Source organism: Sphingosinicella sp. BN140058, from assembly GCF_004135585.1.
Classification (GTDB): Bacteria; Pseudomonadota; Alphaproteobacteria; order Sphingomonadales; family Sphingomonadaceae; genus Allosphingosinicella.
Window position 1 is genome coordinate 5,631,227 of sequence record NZ_CP035501.1, and the last position, 20,275, is coordinate 5,651,501.

The window sequence follows — 20,275 nt, forward strand, 5'->3', positions numbered from 1 at the left end:
ATCCTGTCCTTGTCGAAGAGGCGGTCAGCGCGCCGTTTGCTGCTTCCATGCGGGGTACCGTGCGAGTGCGGCAGACGGCGCGGCGTTGAACCAGCTGTAGCCGCGGCGGCGTTCCTGACTGATCTCGCTGACGTCGTCGTAGATCTTGTGGTCGCGATCGCCGAACACCGGTTTGAATGTCTCGACATCATAGAGCCGCGCCCAGATCGGTCCGGCGCCCGGCTTCGGGTTCAGCCGCGCGTCCGCTCGGCTCCACTCGACGTCGCGCAAGCCGTGGGCGGCCAGCCAGGCGATGCCGCTCTCCACGGCGGCGATCACCGCAGGCGACGGAGCGGGCTGTTCCATCAGGAAGCGCAGGATGCCGGCGCTCTCGGCGGACGAGAGCGCCACCGGCTCGAACGCCCGCGCGCCGACCGGCGCCAGGGTCAGCGCATCGTGCTGCTGCGCCCAGATAGTGCGCCTGCCATTCACCACGATTTGGCTGCGCAGCAGCACCGTCAGTGCCTTGTTCGCGGCCGCACGGGCTTTAGCAGCGATTTCAGGCGCGACGAACCCGTAAGGCGCGCCGGCGGCGCCGACCTCCGCCAGCAAGCGCGCAACCTCCACCACGGCATCGTCATTGTAGGTGATCGCATCATGGTAACCGCCCTGCAGCGGGTAGACCTGCGGCCAGCCGCCATTCGGATATTGGGCAGCGAGGAGATATCGGACACCCTTTGCAAAGGCTGCGCGATAGACGTCTCCGTCTCTGCCCGGATGCTGCGTCTCGACCCGGGCGAGGAAGCGCATTTCGGTCGTCGTCGCCCCATTGTCGATGGTGCCGACATAGGCCCAGCCGGCATCGGCCGCCTGGATGTCCCCCGCCGCATAAGGCGGCAGCTTCTCGACGATCGCCCACCCCTCCCCCGACACCCGTGGCGGTCCGGACCGGTTCTGGTTCTTGCCCCAGCCCCCGGCCGGAGTCTGAAAGCTGACGATATTGTCGGCGATGCCACGCGCCTCCGCAGACCGATAGAAGGCGTCGTCCCGATCGAGCGGCATGCCGTCGCCGCCACCATGAGGCCGTTCAGGCAGTGTCCCTGCTCCCGTCTGCCGCCGCTCCGCGGCAAGAGCCGCCTTGTCCGCCGTCATCAGGGCCTGGGACCGGGCCAGGTAGCTCTGCCATTGCGCTCGCTCCGCAGCCGGCAGAGCCGCAATCCGGGTGCTTGTCACGGGCAGAGCCGACGTAGCGGTGCCGATCACCCGCGCTTCACCGGGCACCGCGATGACGGCAAGAGCGAACAGGATCGCGGTCGAGGCGCGTTTCATCAATGACCTTTCGAGGAGAGATTGGGCGCATCGGCGGCAAGCCAGTTCACTGCGTTTTCGAGGAAGCGACGCTGCAGGGGCGCGACCATGTCCGGCAGCCGATGAATCAGAACGCGCATGTCGCCGCTCCGGGCGATCATCGTCGCTGCACCATTTTTGCGGTCGTGATCGCGGCTATAGGCGGCGATGATCTCGACGCCGGGGCCTTCGACGAGCAAGCCGTTGGATGGCTGCCCTTCGATCTGATGAAGGACGCTCGTCGCCTGGTCGACCGGAATTCCACCGAACAGCGGATGGGCACGGATATAATTCCAATTGCCCATCCACGGCGCCCGCAAATTGCCGACCTGCCCCTCATAGCGGAACAGCCCCAAAGCGGAGAGTTGTCGCGCCACCCCGTCAGCGAGCCCGTCTTCCGGGACCATCGCAAGCAAAGGCGTTCCGGAACGAACCGCGGCGAGGATCGCGTCGGGAAGATTGCCGGGGACGAGCTTCGGCTTTTCCCCCTTCGCCGGCTGGGCTTCCAATCCGGTCTGCTCGCCGATCTGGCGCCGGGTAATTTCGTCGGCCGCGAGCCCCGAGGCGATGATCCCATCATAATCAACCCCGGCGCGGAAATCCTCGAACCGGGCAGTGTCGGTCGCTTCGAGCTGTCGTCGCAACGACTGGGCAATACCCGACAGCGCGATGCGGAGCGGACGGACAGCGCGCGGCCCGGAACCCACCACCCAGAGCTCGCGCTCGAACCCGGCGTCCGGGAAAGCGGAATGGGTGAACCTGACCCGGTACGATCCGGCCTCGGTGAACGGCGGCAACGCGACCGCGTCCGCAATCAAAGTTCGGAACGTGTCGGGATCCTGTGCCGGAACCTCGAAGCTTCCCACCGGCAGCGCAGTGCCGCCCGGGGTCAGCAGCGACAGCGCCAGCGTTCCGGGCGCCTGCCGGCCGCTGTCGTTGAACAAATAGAGATCAACCAGGGCGCGCTCGCCCGGCGCATAGACGAGCCGGCGCTGCTTCGCGCACGGTCGCACCGGCACCAGGCTGCGGCGAACGATCTCCGGATCCGCCTTGAAGCGCCGCAGATTGTCGACGATCCCGGAATGGTTCTCGATCGCGGTGGTCTCCCAGCCGCTGATCGCCGCGATGTCGACGCTGTCGCCGATCCGGATGTTCTCGAGATAATTTTCCCAGGCCTCGTAACATTTGCGTCCGATCGACAGATACAGCGCCTCGGCGGTCGGAAACGCGCCGCGAAATCCCCAGCGGTCGAGAAAAGCCTCGGTGCCGCGCAGGATCTCGCGGTGATCGTCCACGTCATAGGCCTTGCCGCCCCGGGCTTCGATGTCGCGAACGATCCCGGCATGATTGTCGCCGACGGCGCAGCCCTGCATCTCGCCGAACTCGACAATGAACGGCTTGCCCGTCTGCCGGTGAATGTACGAATCCGGCGACTGGTAGAAACGGTCATACCATTGATCGCCGGCCCCCTGATGGTTGACCCACCAGCCGCCCCATTTCTCCACGTCCGAGCGGAAGTAGTGATCGTCATAGGGCAGGTACATCGCCTGAGCGGCGCCCCGCTCGACGAAGCCGTCGTTGAGAAGCACGGCGCGGCTCGGATCGGCATCATGCATCGCCGTCAGCACCGCCTGCACGTCGGGGTTGGCGAGGTCGGCGCCGATTTCGTTCTGCAAGGTATAATGGACCAGCGACGGGTGTGAGCGGAACGCCCGCACCATCTCCACGCATTTGGCCCGCATGAAGTCGCGACTGAACCGGTCGGCCGGCGACAAGCTCTCGCCGGGTTTTAGATCACGCCCGATCGCATGGCGCCCTCCGCCGGGCTCCATCACCCGCAGCAGGCCGCCACGATCCTGGGCCGCGAAAACCTCCTCCTTGCCGACGTTGCGATGGAAATGGAGACAGTTGAGGCCCAGCGCCTTCGCCGAAGCGACTTCCCGTCCGGCGAGTTCAGGCGTCGGCCAGAGCCCGTTATAGCCCCAATAGCCCCAGGAAATGGCCGAATAGAGTTTGATGCGGCGGCCGTTGAGCCGGAGCATGGCATTGGTGCCGACGCCCTCGACTCCGATCCATCGGAAGCCGAACTCGGCAAGGCGCACATCCTCGCCCCAGCCGAAGCGCAGCCGATAGAGGTTCGGACTGTCGAGCTCCCACAGCCTCGCGTCTTCCGCCCGTAGGCGGAAGACGATCGTCGCGCGCTGGCCGTCGACGCGCACCTCCTCGAGGGTTGCGGCGGCGGGCTGCACCCGTCCCTGCGGATCCAGTAACGCCAGCGTGGCCTTGCGGCGCAGCGTCCGCTCCGACGGCAGCCTGTCCGCGAATGCGATCTCCATGTGCGCGGTGACCTCACGGGGATCGGGCGTGTTGAGCACCCAAGCGTCTGCGATATGCGCCTCGCGAGGATGCACGCTGAGGGTCATGCCGCGATCGAGCCCGCCGAAACCGTGCGAAGCGAACAGCTTGACGCTGCCCCAGGTCATCGTCGTCGAGTCGCGCCAATCGTAGCGGCCGCCGGGATTGGTAATCCGGATCGCCAGTCGGTTCGCGCCACCGGGCTTCATCGCCTCGGTGAGGTCGCAGTGGATCGGCAGCTCCGACGTGATCGAATAGCCCACCAGCCGTTCATTGAGGAAGATTTCGGCCCTCAGCCGTGCGCCACGGATATGCAACACCACGCGCTTGCCTGCCGCCGCCGCCGGAATGTCGATGGGACGATACCACCAGGACACGCCCCGATAGGCGCCGTTCTGCGGAACCGCATCGTCCTCTGCGTAGCGGTATTCTTCACCATTATACGGTCTCAGCCCGAACGCGCCCCAGGCATGCTCCTCGACCGTGGACGGCAGGCTGACGTCGACTGCTTGGGCCTTCCACAGTGCCGCCCAGCCGCCGGTCGGAGGGTTGACCGGCAGCGCCGCCAGCGCGACCTCGCCTGGAAGATAGAGACGATCGTCGGCATAGCCGGCCGCGCGGTCGATCCACATCTTCCAGCCATCGTCCGGCACTTCTCCGAGGATGGGTGCCGCGTGAACGGACGGGATGAAGGCTGCGGACAGCCCCATACCAGCGGCGCCAAGGAAAGTTCGACGGCTGAAACCCTTCACCTGCATCTCCTCCCGTCGTGCCGGCTCTTCGGCCGCATCGACGTCACTCCCCAGCAGCCGGAGGAAACCGAGTCCCGCCGGCCCGGACTGCTCAATCCGGTCTGAGTTATGTTGACACCGGTGTCAAGGTAACGCTAACACCGATTCGCATTCGACCGGCGCAAACGCCGGCAGCACCAGAGGAGAGGAACGATGACTCACGCCCGTAGAGCGCCATTTGCCTGCACGGTCTCGTCGGCAGCCCTGATCATCGCGGCGTTCACCGCCGTCCCGGCAGCCGCACAAAGCACGCCTGACCCAACTCAGGAGCCGATCGCATCCGAAACTGACGCCAGCGTTGACACCGTTGTCACCTCGGAACAGGATGCTGGCGTCGGTGCCGAAGCCGCCGCAGCGGACGAGGGCATCGTCGTTACCGGGTTTCGAGGTTCGCTGCGCAACGCCTTGAATGTGAAGCGCATGTCCGACGTGCAGGTCGACGCGATCACGGCTGAGGACATCGCGGATTTTCCGGACACGAACCTCGCCGAGTCGCTCCAGCGTCTGCCCGGCGTTTCTATCGACCGCGACAATGGCGAAGGCCGCGGCATCACCGTTCGCGGGCTTGGCGGCGACTTCAACCGGACCCGGCTCAACGGCCTCGAAGCGCTTTCGACGGCCGGCTCCAACGATGCCGGAAGCGCGCCCAATCGCAGTCGCTCCTTCGATTACAACACCTTCGCGTCGGAGCTGTTCAGTTCCTTGAAGGTGCAGAAGACGCCGTCGGCGGAAACGGACGAAGGATCGCTCGGCGCGACCATCGATCTGACCACCGGCCGTCCGTTCGATTACAAGGGTCGGCAGTTCGCGCTCTCGACCGAAGCGAGCTATCAGAAGAACAGCGGCAAAACGAGCCCGCGCATCGCCGGCCTCGCCTCGACTCGGTTCCTCGACGGTCGCATGGGCATCCTGGTGTCGGGCGCGTACAGCAAGGCGCAGAACGAGCTCGATCAATATGCCCGCACCGCCGGCTCCTCCGATTATCTCTATCGCGGCACGCAATGGCAGGGGAACGAATTCCCCCAGCGTGCCGGTTTCTCGGCGCCCGTGGGCACCAATTTCGGCAGCGCGATCACCAATCCCGAAGCGATCGACATCCTCACCGGCTCGAACCCGGAAGCCTATGCGAAATTGTACCCGGCGGGCTATGCGACCGAAGGCCGGCTCAACGATTCACTCGTCCGCATCCCGGCCCTTGCCGCCCTGCAGCAGCAGGACGTCAAGAACGAGCGGATCGGAGTCACCGCGGCCTATCAGTGGCGGATCACCGATCGCACCGTTCTGAGCATCGATGGCCTCTATTCCAGGTTCGAGAACACCAGCCGCAACAACCAGATTTCGTCGGTCGGCCTCAACCGCAACAACACCAACAGCGTCTACAACACCGCCGGCGGCAGCCTTACGCCAAGCGCGGCGCGCGCGCTCTATCCCGGCCTGTGCGTCCCGAACGCGGGCTCGGAAATCGTTCCCGCGCAGGATTGCGGTCAGGAATTGTACGGCACCACGCCCGCCTTTGCGACCGCGTTCAACCAGTCCGGCGCGCTCGGCCCGTCGGTGCTCGGTTCGGCGGCGGTGATTCCGGGCGGCGTCACTTCGACCAACGCGAACATCTTCAGCGTCAATCCGTTCAACCTCGACCCGTACGATTATTACAATAACCCCGCGTCGGTGGGCTACATTCCCTCGTCCAACCGGCTTGCCTTCCGCGGTTCGCTGATCGGTCGCCCAGGCGTCGACGTGCTCGATGCCAACGTTACCGACGGCGTCGCCGACTATCTCGCCTTGCGCAACGTCGACTTCCGCTCGGCCGTCGACCAGGCCAGCTACACGACCGAATTTCGCCAGGTCTCCGGCAATCTGACCCACGAATTCACGGACAATTTCAAGGTGGATCTGACCTACGGCCAGTCCAAGTCGACCAATGTCTCGACCGGCCTGCTGGTAGAGTTCAACCGCATGGATTCACCCGGCACGTTCATCTACGACGAGCGCGGCGACGATCCGATGCCGGTGATCGATTTCGGCTTCGATGCCGCCGACGCCGCCAATTGGGATACCGTCAAGGGCTTCTCGGCGATCCGCCATTATCAGCGCACGGTCAAGAACACCTACGAAGCGTTCAAGGCCGATTTCGATCTCCGCGTAAACGACGAATTCTCGATTGCGTTCGGCGGCACCCAGCGCAAGTTCGGCTTCGAAACCAGCCAGTTCGAGCGCAACAACGATCTGCTCAATCCGACCTTGAAGGAAGCCGGGACCAGTGCGGCCAACGTCGGCAAGGTGATCGAGTTCGGCCAGGGCCTGACGGTTCCCGACGGTACCGTGACGAGCTTCTACGTGCCGGACATCGCCAAGTTCGACCAATTGTTCGACTTCACCTGCAATTGCGTGAACAAGTGGGGCGATTGGCGGATCACCGACAAACGCAACAATTCGGCCGGCTTCGGCGTCGAGGAGAAGGACACCGCTTTCTACCTGCAGGCGGACTTCAACACCGAAATCGCCGGCCGGCCGCTGCGCGGCAATGTCGGCACCCGGGTAGCGATCACCGACGTGCGCTCGGAGGGGCGAACCACCGCCGGCCGCCCGATCGTCGGCACCAACAAATATACCGATTTCCTTCCGTCGCTGAACCTCAACTACGAGCCGATCGACAATCTGTTCGTGCGCTTCGCAGCCTCGCGGGTGATGTCGCGTCCGCTTCTCGGCAACCTGTCGCCGTCGATCACCGCAATCTCGATCCCGAACAACGGCTCGCTCGAAGGCGGTTCGTTGACCGTCGGCAATCCCAAGCTCAAGCCCTTCTATTCGAACAATATCGACGTCAGCCTGGAATGGTATTTTGCGCCGGGCGGGCTGCTCTCGGTGGCCGGCTTCCAGAAGAATATCAGCTCCTTCCCGCAGACCGTGCTGTACGCCGCGCCCTTGTCGACCTTCCTCGATGCCGAAAATATCGATGCGCTTCGGCAGCAATTCACCAATGCCAACCAGCTCGCCTATATCGACGCCGACGCGCCGTTCACGGCCCGCCAGTTCCGCGATGCACCCGGCGGCTACCTGCGCGGGTTCGAGGTCAGCTACCAGCAGGACTTCACGTTCCTGCCCGGTTTCCTCAAGAATTTCGGTGCGTTGGTCAACTACACGTACATCAAGTCCGAGCTGAACTACATTCTCGATCCGGGCACCGCGACGACGCCGCAGACGACGGGCAAGGCGCCGTTCCTCAACGTCTCGCCGCAGGCGCTCAACGGAACGCTCTACTATGAGACCGACAAGTTCCGCGCCCGCGTTTCGGTTGCCCATCGCAAGGGCTACAGCACCGCTTATCCGATCGCCGCGGGCAATTGCAGTCCCGGCCTCAACCCGCTGCCGAGCAACCCGGCGACCGAGGGCACGTCGTGCGACAGTCCGCTGATCAACGACTTCGTGTTCAGCCGCTCCACCACCAACATCGACGCATCGCTCAGTTACCAAATCACCAAGTGGATCTCGATCACGGCGGAAGGGCTGAACCTGACCAACCAGCCAAGCGAACGCTTCGGCTACCAGGATTCGCCGGTGGTCACCCAATATGCGAGCTCCGGGCCGATCTATCGCCTCGGCCTTCGGGCGCGCTTCTGATCCCAGACTCCGGAGACTGGAGATGGCGGGGAACGGCGGAGGCCCGAACAAGCACTGGACCGACGAGGAACTCCGCCGGCTGCGTCAGCTGGCGGAGCAAGGAATATCAGCGCCGGAGGCGGCGGTTCGGCTTCACCGCTCGACCGGTGCCGTGCAACAAAAAGCGATCGAGATCGGAATCGCGCTCACCCGGGTCGACAGAACCGGATGGCGCGCGCGATCCAACGTGGCGCGGGACGTAGGCCCGAACGAGGAGGATAGAGGTGGATTTCAGCAGGCGTGATGCTTTCGGTGCCGTAGTGATCGGCGGAACCGCACTTGGCGGGCTCGGCGGCTTCGGCGGCGCCCTCGCCGAGGCGCGCCGCACCCCGGCCGGCGCCGCGACGGACTGGAAGCGCGGCTACGACAATCAGCGCGTCCCCGATCTCGGCAACGGCACCTTTCTCAACCCGCTGATGGCAGGCGACCATCCCGATCCGACCATCCTCAAGGACGGTTCGGATTATTACATGACCTTCTCCACCTTCGATTCCTACCCCGGCCTCGTCATCTGGCATTCGCGCGATCTGGTGAACTGGACGCCGGTGACCGCCGCCCTCACCCGCAACATCGGCTCGGTCTGGGCGCCCGAGCTCACCCGCCACAAGGGCCGCTACTATCTCTACATACCGACCAAGAAGACGCCGGCGCCGGGATCGAAGACGACCTCGTGGGTAATCTGGGCGGACGACATCAAGGGCCCCTGGTCCGATCCGGTCGATCTGGATCTTCCCAACCATATCGATCCGGGCCATGCGGTCGGCGAAGACGGATCACGCTGGCTGTTCCTGTCCGGCGGCGATCGGGTGCGGCTGTCCGAGGACGGCCTCGCCAAGGCGGGTCCGGTCGAGCATGTCTACGACCCGTGGCGCTACCCCGAGAATTGGGTGGTCGAAGGCTTCGCGCCGGAAGGCCCGAAGATCACCCGCCGCGGCGACTATTTCTACCTGATCACAGCCGTCGGCGGCACCGCCGGCCCGCCGACCGGCCACATGGTGATCGCCGCACGATCGCGTTCGATCAACGGGCCTTGGGAGAATTGCCCGAACAATCCGCTCGTCCGCACCACCTCGCTGGACGAGAAATGGTGGTCGCGCGGCCATGCCACCTTGGTCGAGGGCCCCGACGGAAGCTGGTGGTCGGTCTATCACGGCTTCGAGAACGGCTATTGGACTCTCGGCCGACAGACCCTGCTCGATCCCGTCGAGTGGATGCCCGACGGCTGGTTCCGGATGAATGGCGGCGATCTGTCGCGGCCGATCGCCAAACCAAGGGGCGGTACGGCCGTGCGGCATGGCCAGCCTCTGTCCGACGATTTCAGCCGACTCCGGCTTGGCCAGACCTGGAACTTCTTCAAGCCGGCCGCGGACGAGGCACAGCGTGCGCGTGTGGCAGGCAACACCCTCCACCTCGCCGCCCGCGGCAAGGCGCCCAGCGATTCCTCGCCCTTGCTGCTGATCGCCGGCGACCAGGCCTATCGCTTCGAATGCGACATCGAAATCGACGAAGGCGGCACTGCGGGCCTTATCCTGTTCTACGACGACAAGCTTTACGCAGGCCTCGGCTTCGACGGCACGCGCTTCGTCACCCATCAATATGGCATCGAGCGCGGACGCCCGGCCAATCCGCATGGGCGACGCATGCGCATGCGCGTGACCAACGATCGCCACATCGTGACCTACGACACCAGCGGTGACGGCGGCCATACCTGGAAGCGGTTCGATCGCGGCATGGAGGTCTCAGGCTACCACCACAACGTCCGCGGCGGCTTCCTGATGCTGCGGCCGGGCCTCTATTCGGCCGGCCAGGGCAATGCGCGCTTCCGCAACTTTCGCTTCGAGGCGCGGGCGTGATCGCGCCGCTGATCGCCGCCGCCATGTTGGCCGCGGCGCCGGCACCGGCCCCGCCGGCGGTTCAGAAGATCCGCGCGTCGAAGATCGTGCTGGTCGGCGATTCCACGGTCGCAGTGCTCGGCGGCTGGGGGCCGAGCTTCTGCGCGCGCCACGTCACCTCCTTCCTTGCCTGCGTGAACCTCGCCCGCGGCGGCCGCAGCTCGGGCAATTACCGGAGCGAGGGATCATGGGAGATCGCGCTCTCCGAACTGCGGCGGGCGCCCTACGAGCAGGTCTATGTCTTGATCCAGTTCGGCCATAACGATCAGCCCGGCAAGCCGGGTCGCTCGACTGATCTCGCGACCGAATTCCCCGCCAATCTGAAACGCTACGTTGCCGAAGCGCGCGCCGCCGGTGCCGTTCCAGTGCTGGTCACGCCGCTGACCCGGCGCCAGTTCAAGGACGGCATGCTGATCGACGACCTTGCACCCTGGGCGGAGGCGACCCGGCGGGTCGCGGCCGAGACCGGCACACCTCTGGTCGATCTTCACGCCCGCAGCACGAAAGCCATCCAGGCACTCGGCGCCGCGGCCGCGACCCAGTTTGCGCAGCGGCCGCCCTCCGCCGAGATCTGGGCAGCGGCCGCGACGGGCACGACGATCGAGGCGTCTACGGGCCAGGCGCCTGCCGCACCCGTCGGCCACACCGCAGCCAGTGCCGCGGCCAACGCGGCGGCCGAGCCGATGGGGCAGGCACGGCTCGCCTTCGATTACACCCATGTCGGCCCCGAAGGCGCCGATTTCTTCGCCGCCCTTGTCGTCGAGGAGCTGGCACGTGCGGTGCCCGCCCTCCGCCGGAACCTCATCCCATGATCGATTTCAGCCGCAGGCAGGCACTGCTCACCGGTCTCGCCGGAACCGGCCTCGTCGCCGCCGGCGGCAAGGCCCAGGCGCCGATGGCGGCGCCCGAAGCCACCTCGCGCTGGACCCTGTGGTACCGCCAGCCGGCGACGCGCTGGGTGGAGGCGCTCGCCGTCGGCAACGGCCGCATCGGGGCAATGGCCTATGGCGGGACGACCAGGGAACGCCTTCAGCTCAACGAGGACAGCCTGTGGGCCGGCGGCCCCTATGATCCGTCCAACCCGTCCGCCCGCGCCGCTCTGCCCCGGGTGCGCAAGCTGATCGAGGAGGAACGGTTCAAGGAAGCGCAGGATCTGGCTCAGGCCGAAATGATGGCAAGGCCGATCCGGCAAATGTCGTACCAGACCCTCGGCGAGCTGCTGATCGACCTGCCCGGAGAGGCCGACGGGGGCTATCGCCGCTGGCTCGATCTCGACGCCGCGACCACGGTCACCGAGTGGCGCCAGGGCAATCGGCTGTTTCGGCGGACCGTCTTCGCGTCGGCCCCCGATCAGGTCATCGCGGTCAGAATCGAGGCCGTAGGCGGCGGGGCCGTTGCCGCCGTGTTGCGCTTTGCGGCCGAAAGCGCCGAGAGCCGCGGCGACACCCTTGTCCACACCGGACGCAACGGCGACGCGAACGGCGTTGCCGGCGCGCTTCGCTACGCGGTCGGGGTGCGCGCCCTGGGCGGCCATGGACGCATCGCCGACGGCACGTTGCACGCGGAAGGCGACGGCGCCGTCACTCTGCTGATCGCGGCCCGGACCAGCTACCGCAACTGGCGGGACGTCTCCGGCGATCCGGAAGCGGCCGTGCTCGGCGATCTCGACAAGGCGGCACGCCATGCGCCCGACGCCCTGCTCGCCCGCCACCAGACCGACCACCGGCGTTTGTTCCGCGGCTTCGAGCTCGATCTCGGCGCCGATCCCTTCCCCGGCATCGCCACCGACGAGCGCATCCGTTACAGCCATGATACCGGCCGCGACGATCCCTTCCTTGCCGCCCTATACGTTCAATATGGCCGCTATCTGCTGATCGCCTCGTCACGCCGGGGCGCGCAGCCGGCGAACCTGCAGGGCCTGTGGAACGAGAGCCGCAGCCCTCCCTGGGGCTCGAAGTACACGATCAACATCAACACCCAAATGAACTACTGGCCGGCCGAGCCGACCGGGCTCGGCGAATGCGTCGAGCCGCTCATCGCCATGGTCGAGGATCTGGCGGAAAGCGGCGCCCGAACCGCGCGGACGAATTACGGCGCGCGCGGCTGGGTCGCGCACCACAACACCGATCTCTGGCGCGCAACCGCGCCGATCGACGGCGCCTTCTACGGGATGTGGCCGACCGGCGGGGCCTGGCTTTGCAAGCACCTCTGGGACCGCTGGGATTATTCGCGGGATCCGAAACTGCTCGGCCGCATCTACCCGGTAATGCGCGACTGCGGCCTGTTCTTCCTCGACACGCTCGTCGAACATGGCGGCGGCCTGGTCACCTCCCCGTCCATATCCCCGGAAAATGCCCATCACACCGGTGTCAGCATCTGCGCGGGGCCAGCGATGGATCGGCAGATCCTGCGCGAATTGTTCGGCAATATCATCACGGCCTCCGAGCGGCTCGGCCGCGATGCCGGGATGCGCAAGCAGTTTGCGGCAGCATTGTCCCGCATCCCGGCCGATCGAATCGGCAAGGCCGGACAGCTGCAGGAATGGCTGGAGGATTGGGATCTCGACGCCCCCGAGATCCAGCACCGCCACGTCTCGCACCTTTACGCGCTCTATCCGGGGCACGAAATCGAACCGGGTCGCGGCGACCTTTACGGAGCCGCGCGGCGTTCGCTCTCGATCCGCGGAGACGATGCGACCGGATGGGGAATCGGGTGGCGGATCAACTTGTGGGCGCGGCTGGGCGACGGCGAGCGCGCCTACACGGTCCTGCGCAAGCTGCTCGGCCCCGATCGCACCTACCCCAACCTCTTCGACGCACACCCGCCTTTCCAGATCGACGGCAATTTCGGCGGTGCCGCCGGGATCGTCGAGATGATCGTCCGCGATCAGCCCGATCGGGTGACGCTGCTTCCGGCCTTGCCCAAGGCTTGGCCGCGCGGTCGGCTCACCGGTGTTCGCCTCCGCGGCGGCCTCATCCTCGATCTCGCCTGGCAGGAGGGAGCGCTGGCCGAGGCGACCGTTCGCGCCTCCGGCGCGGTGGAGCGCGAATTCGCCTACGGGCCGGATGTCCGCACCTTGGCCTTCGCGCCCGGCCAGACTCAGGCGGTAGGCGCGCACCTTTGATGACGCGGCGCGCCATCGCCGTCGTCCTTCTCTTGCTGGGGCTCGCCGGCTGCGCCGGGATGCCGCACGGCGACGGCGATGCGACATTGTGGCGGTTCGATCGCCTCGACACGCTCGGCGGCCTGAAGGTACGGAGCGAAGGGACGCCGCAGGTCGTCGAAACGGATCGAGGCCTTGCGGTGCTGTTCGACGGTGTCGACGATGCGCTGTTCGTCGAACGTCATCCGCTCGCCGGCGCGGGCCGCTTCACGTTCGAGGCCGTGTTCCGGCCCGATGGCGGCGCCTTCGAGCAGCGCTGGTTCCACCTCGCCGAAGCAGCGACATCGCCGCCGGACCCGAACGGACCGCGGCTGATGTTCGAAATTCGCGTGACCGGCGACCGCTGGTACCTGGATGCGTTCGCTACCGGACCCAAGTACCGCCAGGCGCTCGTCGCGCCCGCCAAGACCTTTCCGGTCGGGCGCTGGTACCATGTCGCCCAGGTCTATGACGGCCGGACCTACCGCGCGTATGTCGATGGCGTTTTGCAAGCGGAGGCGGAGATCGCGTTCGCACCGCAGGCCGAGGGACTCGCCTCCATCGGTACCCGGATCAATCGCCGCGATTATTTCAAGGGCGCGATCCTCGCCGCGCGGTTCACGCCGCGGGCACTGGCGCCGGCCGATTTCCTTGATCGCGGGAGACCATGATGATGCGCCGCCGTTCGCTCCTCGCCGGAGCCGCCGCTTTCCCGCGGCTGGTCCGCGCGCTCCAGGGACGCTGAACAAGCCGATGGGACGGGATTAAAGGTGGCGGGCAGACGCCCATAGGGATATTCTCGACCCGAGCGTCCCCACAGGGAAAGCGACATGGCGCGCAACGTCTTCGTCCTCGGATTCGCGCTGGCTGGATCGATTCTGGTCGGCCCGTGCGACGCAACGGCCGCGCCGCCGCGGATCGGCAAGCCACGTCCCGCTCCCGCGACGCCTCCCAACATGCCGCCTCTCCCGCCCGCGGCGATCGACGACGGTCTCGAAATCGGCGGCGAGGAAATCGAGGCCCGCAAGGTCGAGACGCGGCTGACGGTGGAGGTGCGGGTCAATGGCCGCGGCCCCTATCACTTCATCGTCGACAGCGGCGCCGACACGTCGGTCGTCGGGCTGCGCATCGCCCGCGAGCTCGAGCTGCCGCTGGGACGGCCGGTGCTCCTCAACAACATGACCGATCGCAACGTGGTCGACCGGGTCAAGGTGGCGGCGCTGACGCTCGGATCGACCACGATCACCGATCTCGAACTACCGGCCCTGCGCGAGCGGGATCTTGGCGGCGCGGGCATGATCGGGATCGACGCGCTCGTTCGTCAGCGTCTTATGATGGATTTCGAGAAGCGCCAGATCAGGGTCGAGGATGCGACCAAGAAGTGGAAAGCGCAGCCCGGCGAGATCGTGGTCACCGGCCGGTTGCGGCGGGGACAGCTGATCCTCACCCACGTCAAGGCCGCCGGTCTCGCCCTCGATGCGGTGATCGACACCGGCACCCAGGTCACGATCGGCAATCTTGCGCTTCGCGACAAGTTCGTCCGGCGCATGCGCGGCAAGATCCAGAAGGTCACCGCGACGGGCGTCACCGGCACCGACGTGGAACTGGATTTCGCCACGATCCCCGAGCTTCAGCTCGGCGCGGTGACCCTGCGCAACGTACCTATGGCCTTTGCCGACGTGCCGCCCTTCGAAGTGTTCGGCCTGTCCAAGCAGCCGGCTTTGCTGCTGGGATCGGATCTGCTCGAGACATTCCGACGAGTCTCGCTGGACTTCAAAGACCGCAAGGCACGCTTTCAGCTGCGCCGCTGTGCCGCGCAGTCCGTGACGATCAGCACGGCGCCTTCCGCGGCAGCGACGCGACTGTCCTCAAATCGCAATGCGGCAGTGTGCGGACGCTGAAGCGGCGTGCCGGAGATCGCGCAGGATAGGCGCCGTCGCCCCCCGGACGGCGACCTGACCGAACGTCCATAGCAACTCCGTCCGCAGTCGCGAGTTTGCCTTGAAAGCCGCTCGGGCCGAGCGCGCAAGCTCGGGGACACGCATGCACTTCACCATCAACGGACAAGCCTACGAGCTGGAGCCCGACATCCGCACCAGCCTGCTCGATCTCTGCCGCGAGCACCTCGCCTTGACGGGTTCCAAGAAGGGCTGCGACCATGGCCAGTGCGGCGCCTGCACGATGCTGGTCAACGGCCGGCGGGTGAACGCCTGCCTCTCGCTTGCCGTGATGCACCAGGATGACGAAATCACCACGATCGAGGGGCTTGGCGCGCCCGGCGCGCTGCACCCGATGCAGGACGCGTTCCTGCGCCATGACGGCTTTCAATGCGGCTATTGCACGCCGGGGCAGATCTGTTCGGCGGTGGGCATGCTCGACGAAGTCGCAAAGGGCTGGCCGAGCCACGTCTCGGCCGATCTCGAGCAGGTGGTGCTCGATCAGGCGGAGATTTCCGAGCGGATGAGCGGCAATCTCTGCCGCTGCGCCGCTTATCCCAACATCGTCGATGCGATTTCCGAAGTGAGCGGGATCGACGCGGAGAAGAGCGCATGAAGCTATTCGACTATCAGCGCGCCGACAGTCCCGAGCAGGCGGTCGCGAGCGCTCAGGCGCCGAACACGCATTTCATCGCCGGCGGAACCAATCTGCTCGATCTGATGAAGCTGCAGATCGAGACCCCGGAGCGGCTGATCGACGTCAGCCGGCTCGATCTCGCCCGGATCGAGCTCCGCGACGACGGCGGCCTCACCATCGGGGCGCTGGTGCCGAACAGCGATCTCGCCGCCGATCCGCACGTCCTACGCCACTATCCGGTGCTGAGCCGGGCGCTGCTCGCCGGCGCCACCGGGCAGCTGCGCAACAAGGCAAGTACCGGCGGCAACCTCCTGCAGCGCACCCGCTGTTACTATTTCTACGACATCGCCATGCCCTGCAACAAACGCGCGCCGGGCAGCGGCTGCTCCGCAATCGGCGGTGCCACAAGGATCCATGCGATCCTCGGCACCAGCGCGCACTGCATCGCCACCCATCCGAGCGACATGGCGGTGGCGATGCGCGCGCTAGACGCGACCGTGGTTACGTTGGAGCCCGATGGTGACCGCCGACGCATCCCGATCGCCGATTTTCATCTGCTCCCGGGCGACACGCCGCACATCGAGACCATTCTCGAACCCGGCGAACTCATCACCCACATCGAGCTTCCGCCGCCGCCCCCCGGCCGGCAAGTCTATCGCAAGGTCAGGGACCGCGCGTCCTACGCCTTCGCCCTGGTCTCCGTCGCCGGCGTGCTGGACATTCGCGACGGCCGGATCGCGGCGGCCGCCCTCGCCTTCGGCGGTCTCGCGCACAAGCCGTGGCGTGATCCCGCCGTGGAGGCGATCCTCGTCGGTCAGGCGCCCGGACGGGGCCTGTTCGAAGCGGCGGCCGATGTTCTGGTGAAGGCGGCGCAGGGCTTCGGCGATAACGACTTCAAGATCCCGCTCGCTAGACGCGTGCTGATCGCCACCCTCCACGATTTGACGAAGGAATCCTGATGTTCGGATCGGGCCACACCAACAGCCTGCGGATGGACAAGCCGCAGCCGACCAGCCTGCTCGACATCGGCGCGCAGAACGTCATCGGCAAGCCGCTCAACCGCTACGAAGGACCGCTCAAGGTCAGCGGCCGCGCCTTCTACTCGGCCGAATACAGCTTCCCCGGCATGGCCTACGGCGTGCTGGTCGGCACCCGCCAGGGCGCCGGACGGGTGGTTTCGATCGACGTCGATGCGGTGGCGTCGCTTCCCGGCGTGCTGGACGTCGTAACCGACTTCAAGACCTTCCTGCGCAATCCCGGGCAGGGCGGCGAGACCCAGGCGCCCACCCAGGGGGTGGAGGAGATCGCCTATTTCGGCCAGGTGATCGCGATCGTGCTTGCAACAAGCTATGAAGCGGCGCGCGACGCCGCGATCCGGCTGCCGGTTCACTACGAGGATGGCGAAGGCCGCTTCGATTTCGCCGCCCACAAGCACGAGACCGACGTTCCGCCCGAAAACAACACGCCGGCGCATTTCAGTCAGGGCAACCTCGAACAGGCGATGACCCAGGCGGCATTCACCCTCGACGAAACCTTCACCACCCCGAGCCAGAATTCGGCGGCGATGGAGCCACATGCCTCCGTGGCGATGTGGGAAGACGACAAGCTTACCCTCTACGGTTCCTATCAGATCCCGACCAAGGACGCGATGCAGCTCGCAGACGCGCTTGGTGTCGCCAAGGACAAGGTTCGCATCATATCCCACTTCGTCGGCGGCGGCTTCGGCTCGAAGCTCGGCATCTCGCCCGAAAGCGCCGCGGCGGCGATCGCCGCGAGGCGGCTCGGCCGCCCGATCAAGGCGGTGATGCTGCGCCAGCAGGTGTTCGACGCCACCGTACGCCGCTCGAACACCGAGCAGCGTATCCGTCTGGCCGCCGACGCCAATGGCCGGCTGATCGGCATCGGCCACGAAAGCCTGGTGTCCAACCTGCCCGACGAGGACTATTTCGAACCGGCGGGGATCGGCACGCACTTTCTCTACCCCGGCGAGCACCGGACCATCACCCACGATCAGGTTCGCCTGAACCTGCTTCTGTCCGGATCGATGCGCGCGCCCGGCGAAGGCTCCGGCATGCTTGCGCTCGAGGCGGCGATGGACATGCTCGCCGAGCGGATCGGCATCGATCCGGTCGAGCTTCGCCGGCGCAACGAGCCGCTGGTCGATCCCGAAAAGAATGTGCCCTTCTCGACGCGGTCCCTGCGCCAGTGCCTCGACCTCGGCGCGGAGCGTTTCGGTTGGGACACGCGCAACCCGCGCCCGGGCGCACGCCGCGAAGGCGAGTGGCTGGTCGGCATGGGCATGGCCGCCGCTGCGCGCAGCAACCTGTTGCAGAGCGAGGAAGCGAAGGTGCGGATCGATGCCGGCGGCCGCGCCATCATCGAAACGGCGATGACCGATATCGGCACGGGCACCTATTCGGTCCTCTCGCAGGTCGCGGGCGAATTGCTGGGGCTCGATCCCGCATCGATCGACGTCCGCATGGGCGACAGCGACATGCCGGCCTCGGGTGGCTCCGGCGGTTCCTGGGGGGCGTGCGGTTCGGGCTCGGCGGTCTATCTCGCCTGCGAAGAGCTGCGCCGCCAGCTCGCCAAGAAGCTTGGAGTCGCGCCCGAAGCGATCAGCCTCAGGGACGGCGTCGCCAGTGGCGGGGGCCGGTCGGCGCCGCTCGCCGAACTGGTCGGCGACGGCATCGAGGCGATCGGCACGATCAGCCCGGGCAAACAGAAGGATGCAGTGACACAGGCCTCGTTCGGCGTCCATTTCGCCGAAGTCGGAGTCAACGCCGTCACGGGCGAGGTGCGCGTGCGGCGCATGCTCGGCGTGTTCGCGGCCGGCCGCATCCTCAACGAGAAGACGGCGCGATCGCAATGCCTCGGGGGCATGACCTTCGGCATCGGTGCCGCCTTGACCGAGGAGCTGGTGCACGACAGCCGCAACGGCAAGCTCGTCAACCGCGACCTTGCCGAATATCACGTGCCGGTGAATGCCGACGTCCCGCAGCTCGAAGTCTTCTTCGTCCCGGAGCGCGATCAGCATTCCAACCCGCTTCATGCCAAAGGCCTTGGCGAACTCGGCATTTCCGGCGCCGGCGCCGCAATCGCCAACGCGGTCTACAATGCCTGCGGCGTGCGGGTGCGCGATTATCCGCTGACCCTCGACAAGATCCTGCCGGAGCTACCGGAAATCTGATGCGCCGATGTTAGCGCCTGTCCCGCACGGCCAGCGCCCGTTCGAAGACCTGCTCGAACATGTCGGCAGTGAGGCGACCGGTATTCTGGTTGTAGCGGGAACAATGGTAGCTATCGATCAGCAGCCGACCATCGGGAAGCGCATGTTCGGCGAGATGGCCGAACTTGTGGTCGGCAAGACGGCCGCCCGCGGTTCGAACCGCCGACTGGTGGGCGATCTGGCCGAGCGCGATCAGGATGCGGGCATTGCGCAGCCGGTCGAGCGCCAGGCTGTAATAGGATCGGCAGGTCGCGATCTCCTCCGGCGTCGGCTTGTTCTGCGGCGGCAGGCAGCGCACGGCGTTGACGATCGCCACCCCTTTCAGCCGCAGGCTGTCGTCCGGCCGCTGTTCGTAGACCCCCTCCGCCAGCCCGAATTTAAGCAGGGTCTCGTAGAGCAGGATGCCCGCGAAATCGCCGGTGAACGGCCGTCCGGTGCGGTTGGCACCGTGCATGCCGGGCGCGAGTCCGACGACGGCGATCCATGCGTCGGGATCGCCGAAGGCGTGCACCGGCGCATTCCACCAGTCCGGATGCTCGGCGCGGAGGCCGTTGCGGAACGCGACCAGGCGCGGACACAACGGACAATCGTGCGGCGGCTCGACGTCGGCGACGGGGCTTCGCGGGAGGGCGGCGGGGCTAGGCGGGATCATCGCGCTCGTCTACGCGGCGCCTCATGGCGAAGACAAGTTACCTGGTGGCGCTGGGCTCGAACCGGCGGCATGGGCGATATGGCGCACCGGCCGAGACGCTGAAGGCGGCCGTTCGCGCGCTCGCCGCGGAGGGGCTCGACGTCGACGGTCTGTCGCGGATCCGCTCCACCCCGGCGCTCGGCCCGGCCGGCCGCGGCTTCGCCAATGCCGCCGCGCGCGTTACAACCGATCTGGCACCGCCCGAATTGCTGCGGCGGCTCAAGAGCGTCGAACGCGCCTTCGGCCGCCGGGCCGGACGGCGCTGGGGGCCGCGGGTGCTCGATCTCGACATCATCCTCTGGTCCGAAGGCTGGTGGGCCGACGGTGCAGTGATCATTCCCCATCCCGAATTCCGTAAGCGCAGCTTCGTGCTCGCGCCGCTCGCCGCGGTCGCGCCAGCTTGGCGAGATCCGCTGACCGGCGCGACGGTCCGGCAGCTGTTTCACCGCCTCCGCCGCGCCTCCCCCGTTGACCGCGGCTGCCGCCCCTCCTAGGGGGGACGCCCGCGGGCCCGTAGCTCAATCGGTAGAGCAAGCGACTTTTAATCGAGAGGTTCCGGGTTCGAGTCCCGGCGGGCCCACCAGACCTCGTTCTAGACCGTCTCACCCCGGTCCC

At 66.5% G+C, this 20,275-nt stretch carries 13 protein-coding genes and 1 tRNA gene; 11 read left to right on the forward strand and 3 right to left on the reverse strand.

The window, feature by feature from the left end:
- Nucleotides 1-24: 24 nt before the first annotated feature.
- Both pelA and ETR14_RS25615 read right to left on the reverse strand, forming a co-directional pair.
- Entirely contained in the window at nt 25-1,308 is a 1,284-nt protein-coding gene (gene pelA / locus ETR14_RS25610; protein ID WP_243455688.1) for a pectate lyase, read from the reverse strand.
- Nucleotides 1,308-4,433 (reverse strand): sugar-binding domain-containing protein, encoded by a 3,126-nt coding sequence (locus ETR14_RS25615; RefSeq protein ID WP_206185918.1) that lies wholly within the window; start codon nt 4,431-4,433, stop codon nt 1,308-1,310. The genes pelA and ETR14_RS25615 overlap by 1 nt, the downstream gene beginning before the upstream one ends.
- Before the next feature lie 192 nt (nt 4,434-4,625).
- On the opposite strand from ETR14_RS25615, the gene ETR14_RS25620 reads away from it, so the two are divergent.
- From ETR14_RS25620 to ETR14_RS25660, 9 genes are all read left to right on the forward strand, one after another.
- A complete protein-coding gene (locus ETR14_RS25620; RefSeq protein WP_129390834.1) occupies nt 4,626-8,093 on the forward strand; it encodes a TonB-dependent receptor in 3,468 nt (1,155 codons plus the stop codon).
- Nucleotides 8,094-8,356: 263 nt separating this feature from the next.
- Nucleotides 8,357-9,985 (forward strand): family 43 glycosylhydrolase, encoded by a 1,629-nt coding sequence (locus ETR14_RS25625; RefSeq protein ID WP_206185919.1) that lies wholly within the window; start codon nt 8,357-8,359, stop codon nt 9,983-9,985.
- The gene (locus tag ETR14_RS25630; RefSeq protein ID WP_243455689.1) at nt 9,982-10,836 is read left to right on the forward strand and encodes a rhamnogalacturonan acetylesterase; all 855 of its coding nucleotides are present in this window, start codon (nt 9,982-9,984) and stop codon (nt 10,834-10,836) included. Before ETR14_RS25625 ends, ETR14_RS25630 begins: the two co-directional genes overlap by 4 nt.
- The gene (locus ETR14_RS25635) at nt 10,833-13,148 is read left to right on the forward strand and encodes a glycoside hydrolase N-terminal domain-containing protein (RefSeq protein WP_129390837.1); all 2,316 of its coding nucleotides are present in this window, start codon (nt 10,833-10,835) and stop codon (nt 13,146-13,148) included. Before ETR14_RS25630 ends, ETR14_RS25635 begins: the two co-directional genes overlap by 4 nt.
- Nucleotides 13,148-13,837 carry a LamG domain-containing protein gene (locus ETR14_RS25640; RefSeq protein WP_129390840.1) on the forward strand — a complete coding sequence of 230 codons (690 nt, stop codon included), beginning with the start codon at nt 13,148-13,150 and terminating at the stop codon, nt 13,835-13,837. The genes ETR14_RS25635 and ETR14_RS25640 overlap by 1 nt, the downstream gene beginning before the upstream one ends.
- Before the next feature lie 159 nt (nt 13,838-13,996).
- Entirely contained in the window at nt 13,997-15,067 is a 1,071-nt protein-coding gene (locus ETR14_RS25645) for an aspartyl protease family protein (protein WP_129390843.1), read from the forward strand.
- A 142-nt stretch (nt 15,068-15,209) separates the two neighbouring features.
- Nucleotides 15,210-15,719, forward strand: coding sequence for a 2Fe-2S iron-sulfur cluster-binding protein (locus tag ETR14_RS25650; protein WP_129390846.1), 510 nt, complete (start codon nt 15,210-15,212; stop codon nt 15,717-15,719).
- Nucleotides 15,716-16,699 carry a xanthine dehydrogenase family protein subunit M gene (locus tag ETR14_RS25655; RefSeq protein WP_129390849.1) on the forward strand — a complete coding sequence of 328 codons (984 nt, stop codon included), beginning with the start codon at nt 15,716-15,718 and terminating at the stop codon, nt 16,697-16,699. Before ETR14_RS25650 ends, ETR14_RS25655 begins: the two co-directional genes overlap by 4 nt.
- Nucleotides 16,699-18,930, forward strand: coding sequence for a xanthine dehydrogenase family protein molybdopterin-binding subunit (locus tag ETR14_RS25660; RefSeq protein ID WP_129390851.1), 2,232 nt, complete (start codon nt 16,699-16,701; stop codon nt 18,928-18,930). Before ETR14_RS25655 ends, ETR14_RS25660 begins: the two co-directional genes overlap by 1 nt.
- A gap of 10 nt (nt 18,931-18,940) precedes the next feature.
- Here the strand turns inward: ETR14_RS25660 and ETR14_RS25665 are convergent, their stop codons facing one another.
- Nucleotides 18,941-19,621, reverse strand: coding sequence for a uracil-DNA glycosylase (locus tag ETR14_RS25665; protein WP_129390854.1), 681 nt, complete (start codon nt 19,619-19,621; stop codon nt 18,941-18,943).
- Nucleotides 19,622-19,644: 23 nt separating this feature from the next.
- On the opposite strand from ETR14_RS25665, the gene folK reads away from it, so the two are divergent.
- On the forward strand, nt 19,645-20,154 hold the full coding sequence (gene folK / locus ETR14_RS25670; RefSeq protein ID WP_129390857.1) for a 2-amino-4-hydroxy-6-hydroxymethyldihydropteridine diphosphokinase: 510 nt from the start codon (nt 19,645-19,647) through the stop codon (nt 20,152-20,154).
- A gap of 13 nt (nt 20,155-20,167) precedes the next feature.
- Nucleotides 20,168-20,243: transfer RNA gene (locus ETR14_RS25675), tRNA-Lys, on the forward strand.
- Nucleotides 20,244-20,275: the final 32 nt, after the last annotated feature.

Bases quoted from the DNA above. Each gene is read 5' to 3' on its own strand.
- pelA (WP_243455688.1), bottom strand. From the start codon at position 1,308: ATGAAACGCGCCTCGACCGCGATCCTGTTCGCTCTTGCCGTCATCGCG.
- ETR14_RS25620 (WP_129390834.1), top strand. From the start codon at position 4,626: ATGACTCACGCCCGTAGAGCGCCATTTGCCTGCACGGTCTCGTCGGCA.
- ETR14_RS25635 (WP_129390837.1), top strand. From the start codon at position 10,833: ATGATCGATTTCAGCCGCAGGCAGGCACTGCTCACCGGTCTCGCCGGA.
- ETR14_RS25640 (WP_129390840.1), top strand. From the start codon at position 13,148: ATGACGCGGCGCGCCATCGCCGTCGTCCTTCTCTTGCTGGGGCTCGCC.
- ETR14_RS25645 (WP_129390843.1), top strand. From the start codon at position 13,997: ATGGCGCGCAACGTCTTCGTCCTCGGATTCGCGCTGGCTGGATCGATT.
- ETR14_RS25650 (WP_129390846.1), top strand. From the start codon at position 15,210: ATGCACTTCACCATCAACGGACAAGCCTACGAGCTGGAGCCCGACATC.
- ETR14_RS25655 (WP_129390849.1), top strand. From the start codon at position 15,716: ATGAAGCTATTCGACTATCAGCGCGCCGACAGTCCCGAGCAGGCGGTC.
- ETR14_RS25660 (WP_129390851.1), top strand. From the start codon at position 16,699: ATGTTCGGATCGGGCCACACCAACAGCCTGCGGATGGACAAGCCGCAG.
- ETR14_RS25665 (WP_129390854.1), bottom strand. From the start codon at position 19,621: ATGATCCCGCCTAGCCCCGCCGCCCTCCCGCGAAGCCCCGTCGCCGAC.
- folK (WP_129390857.1), top strand. From the start codon at position 19,645: ATGGCGAAGACAAGTTACCTGGTGGCGCTGGGCTCGAACCGGCGGCAT.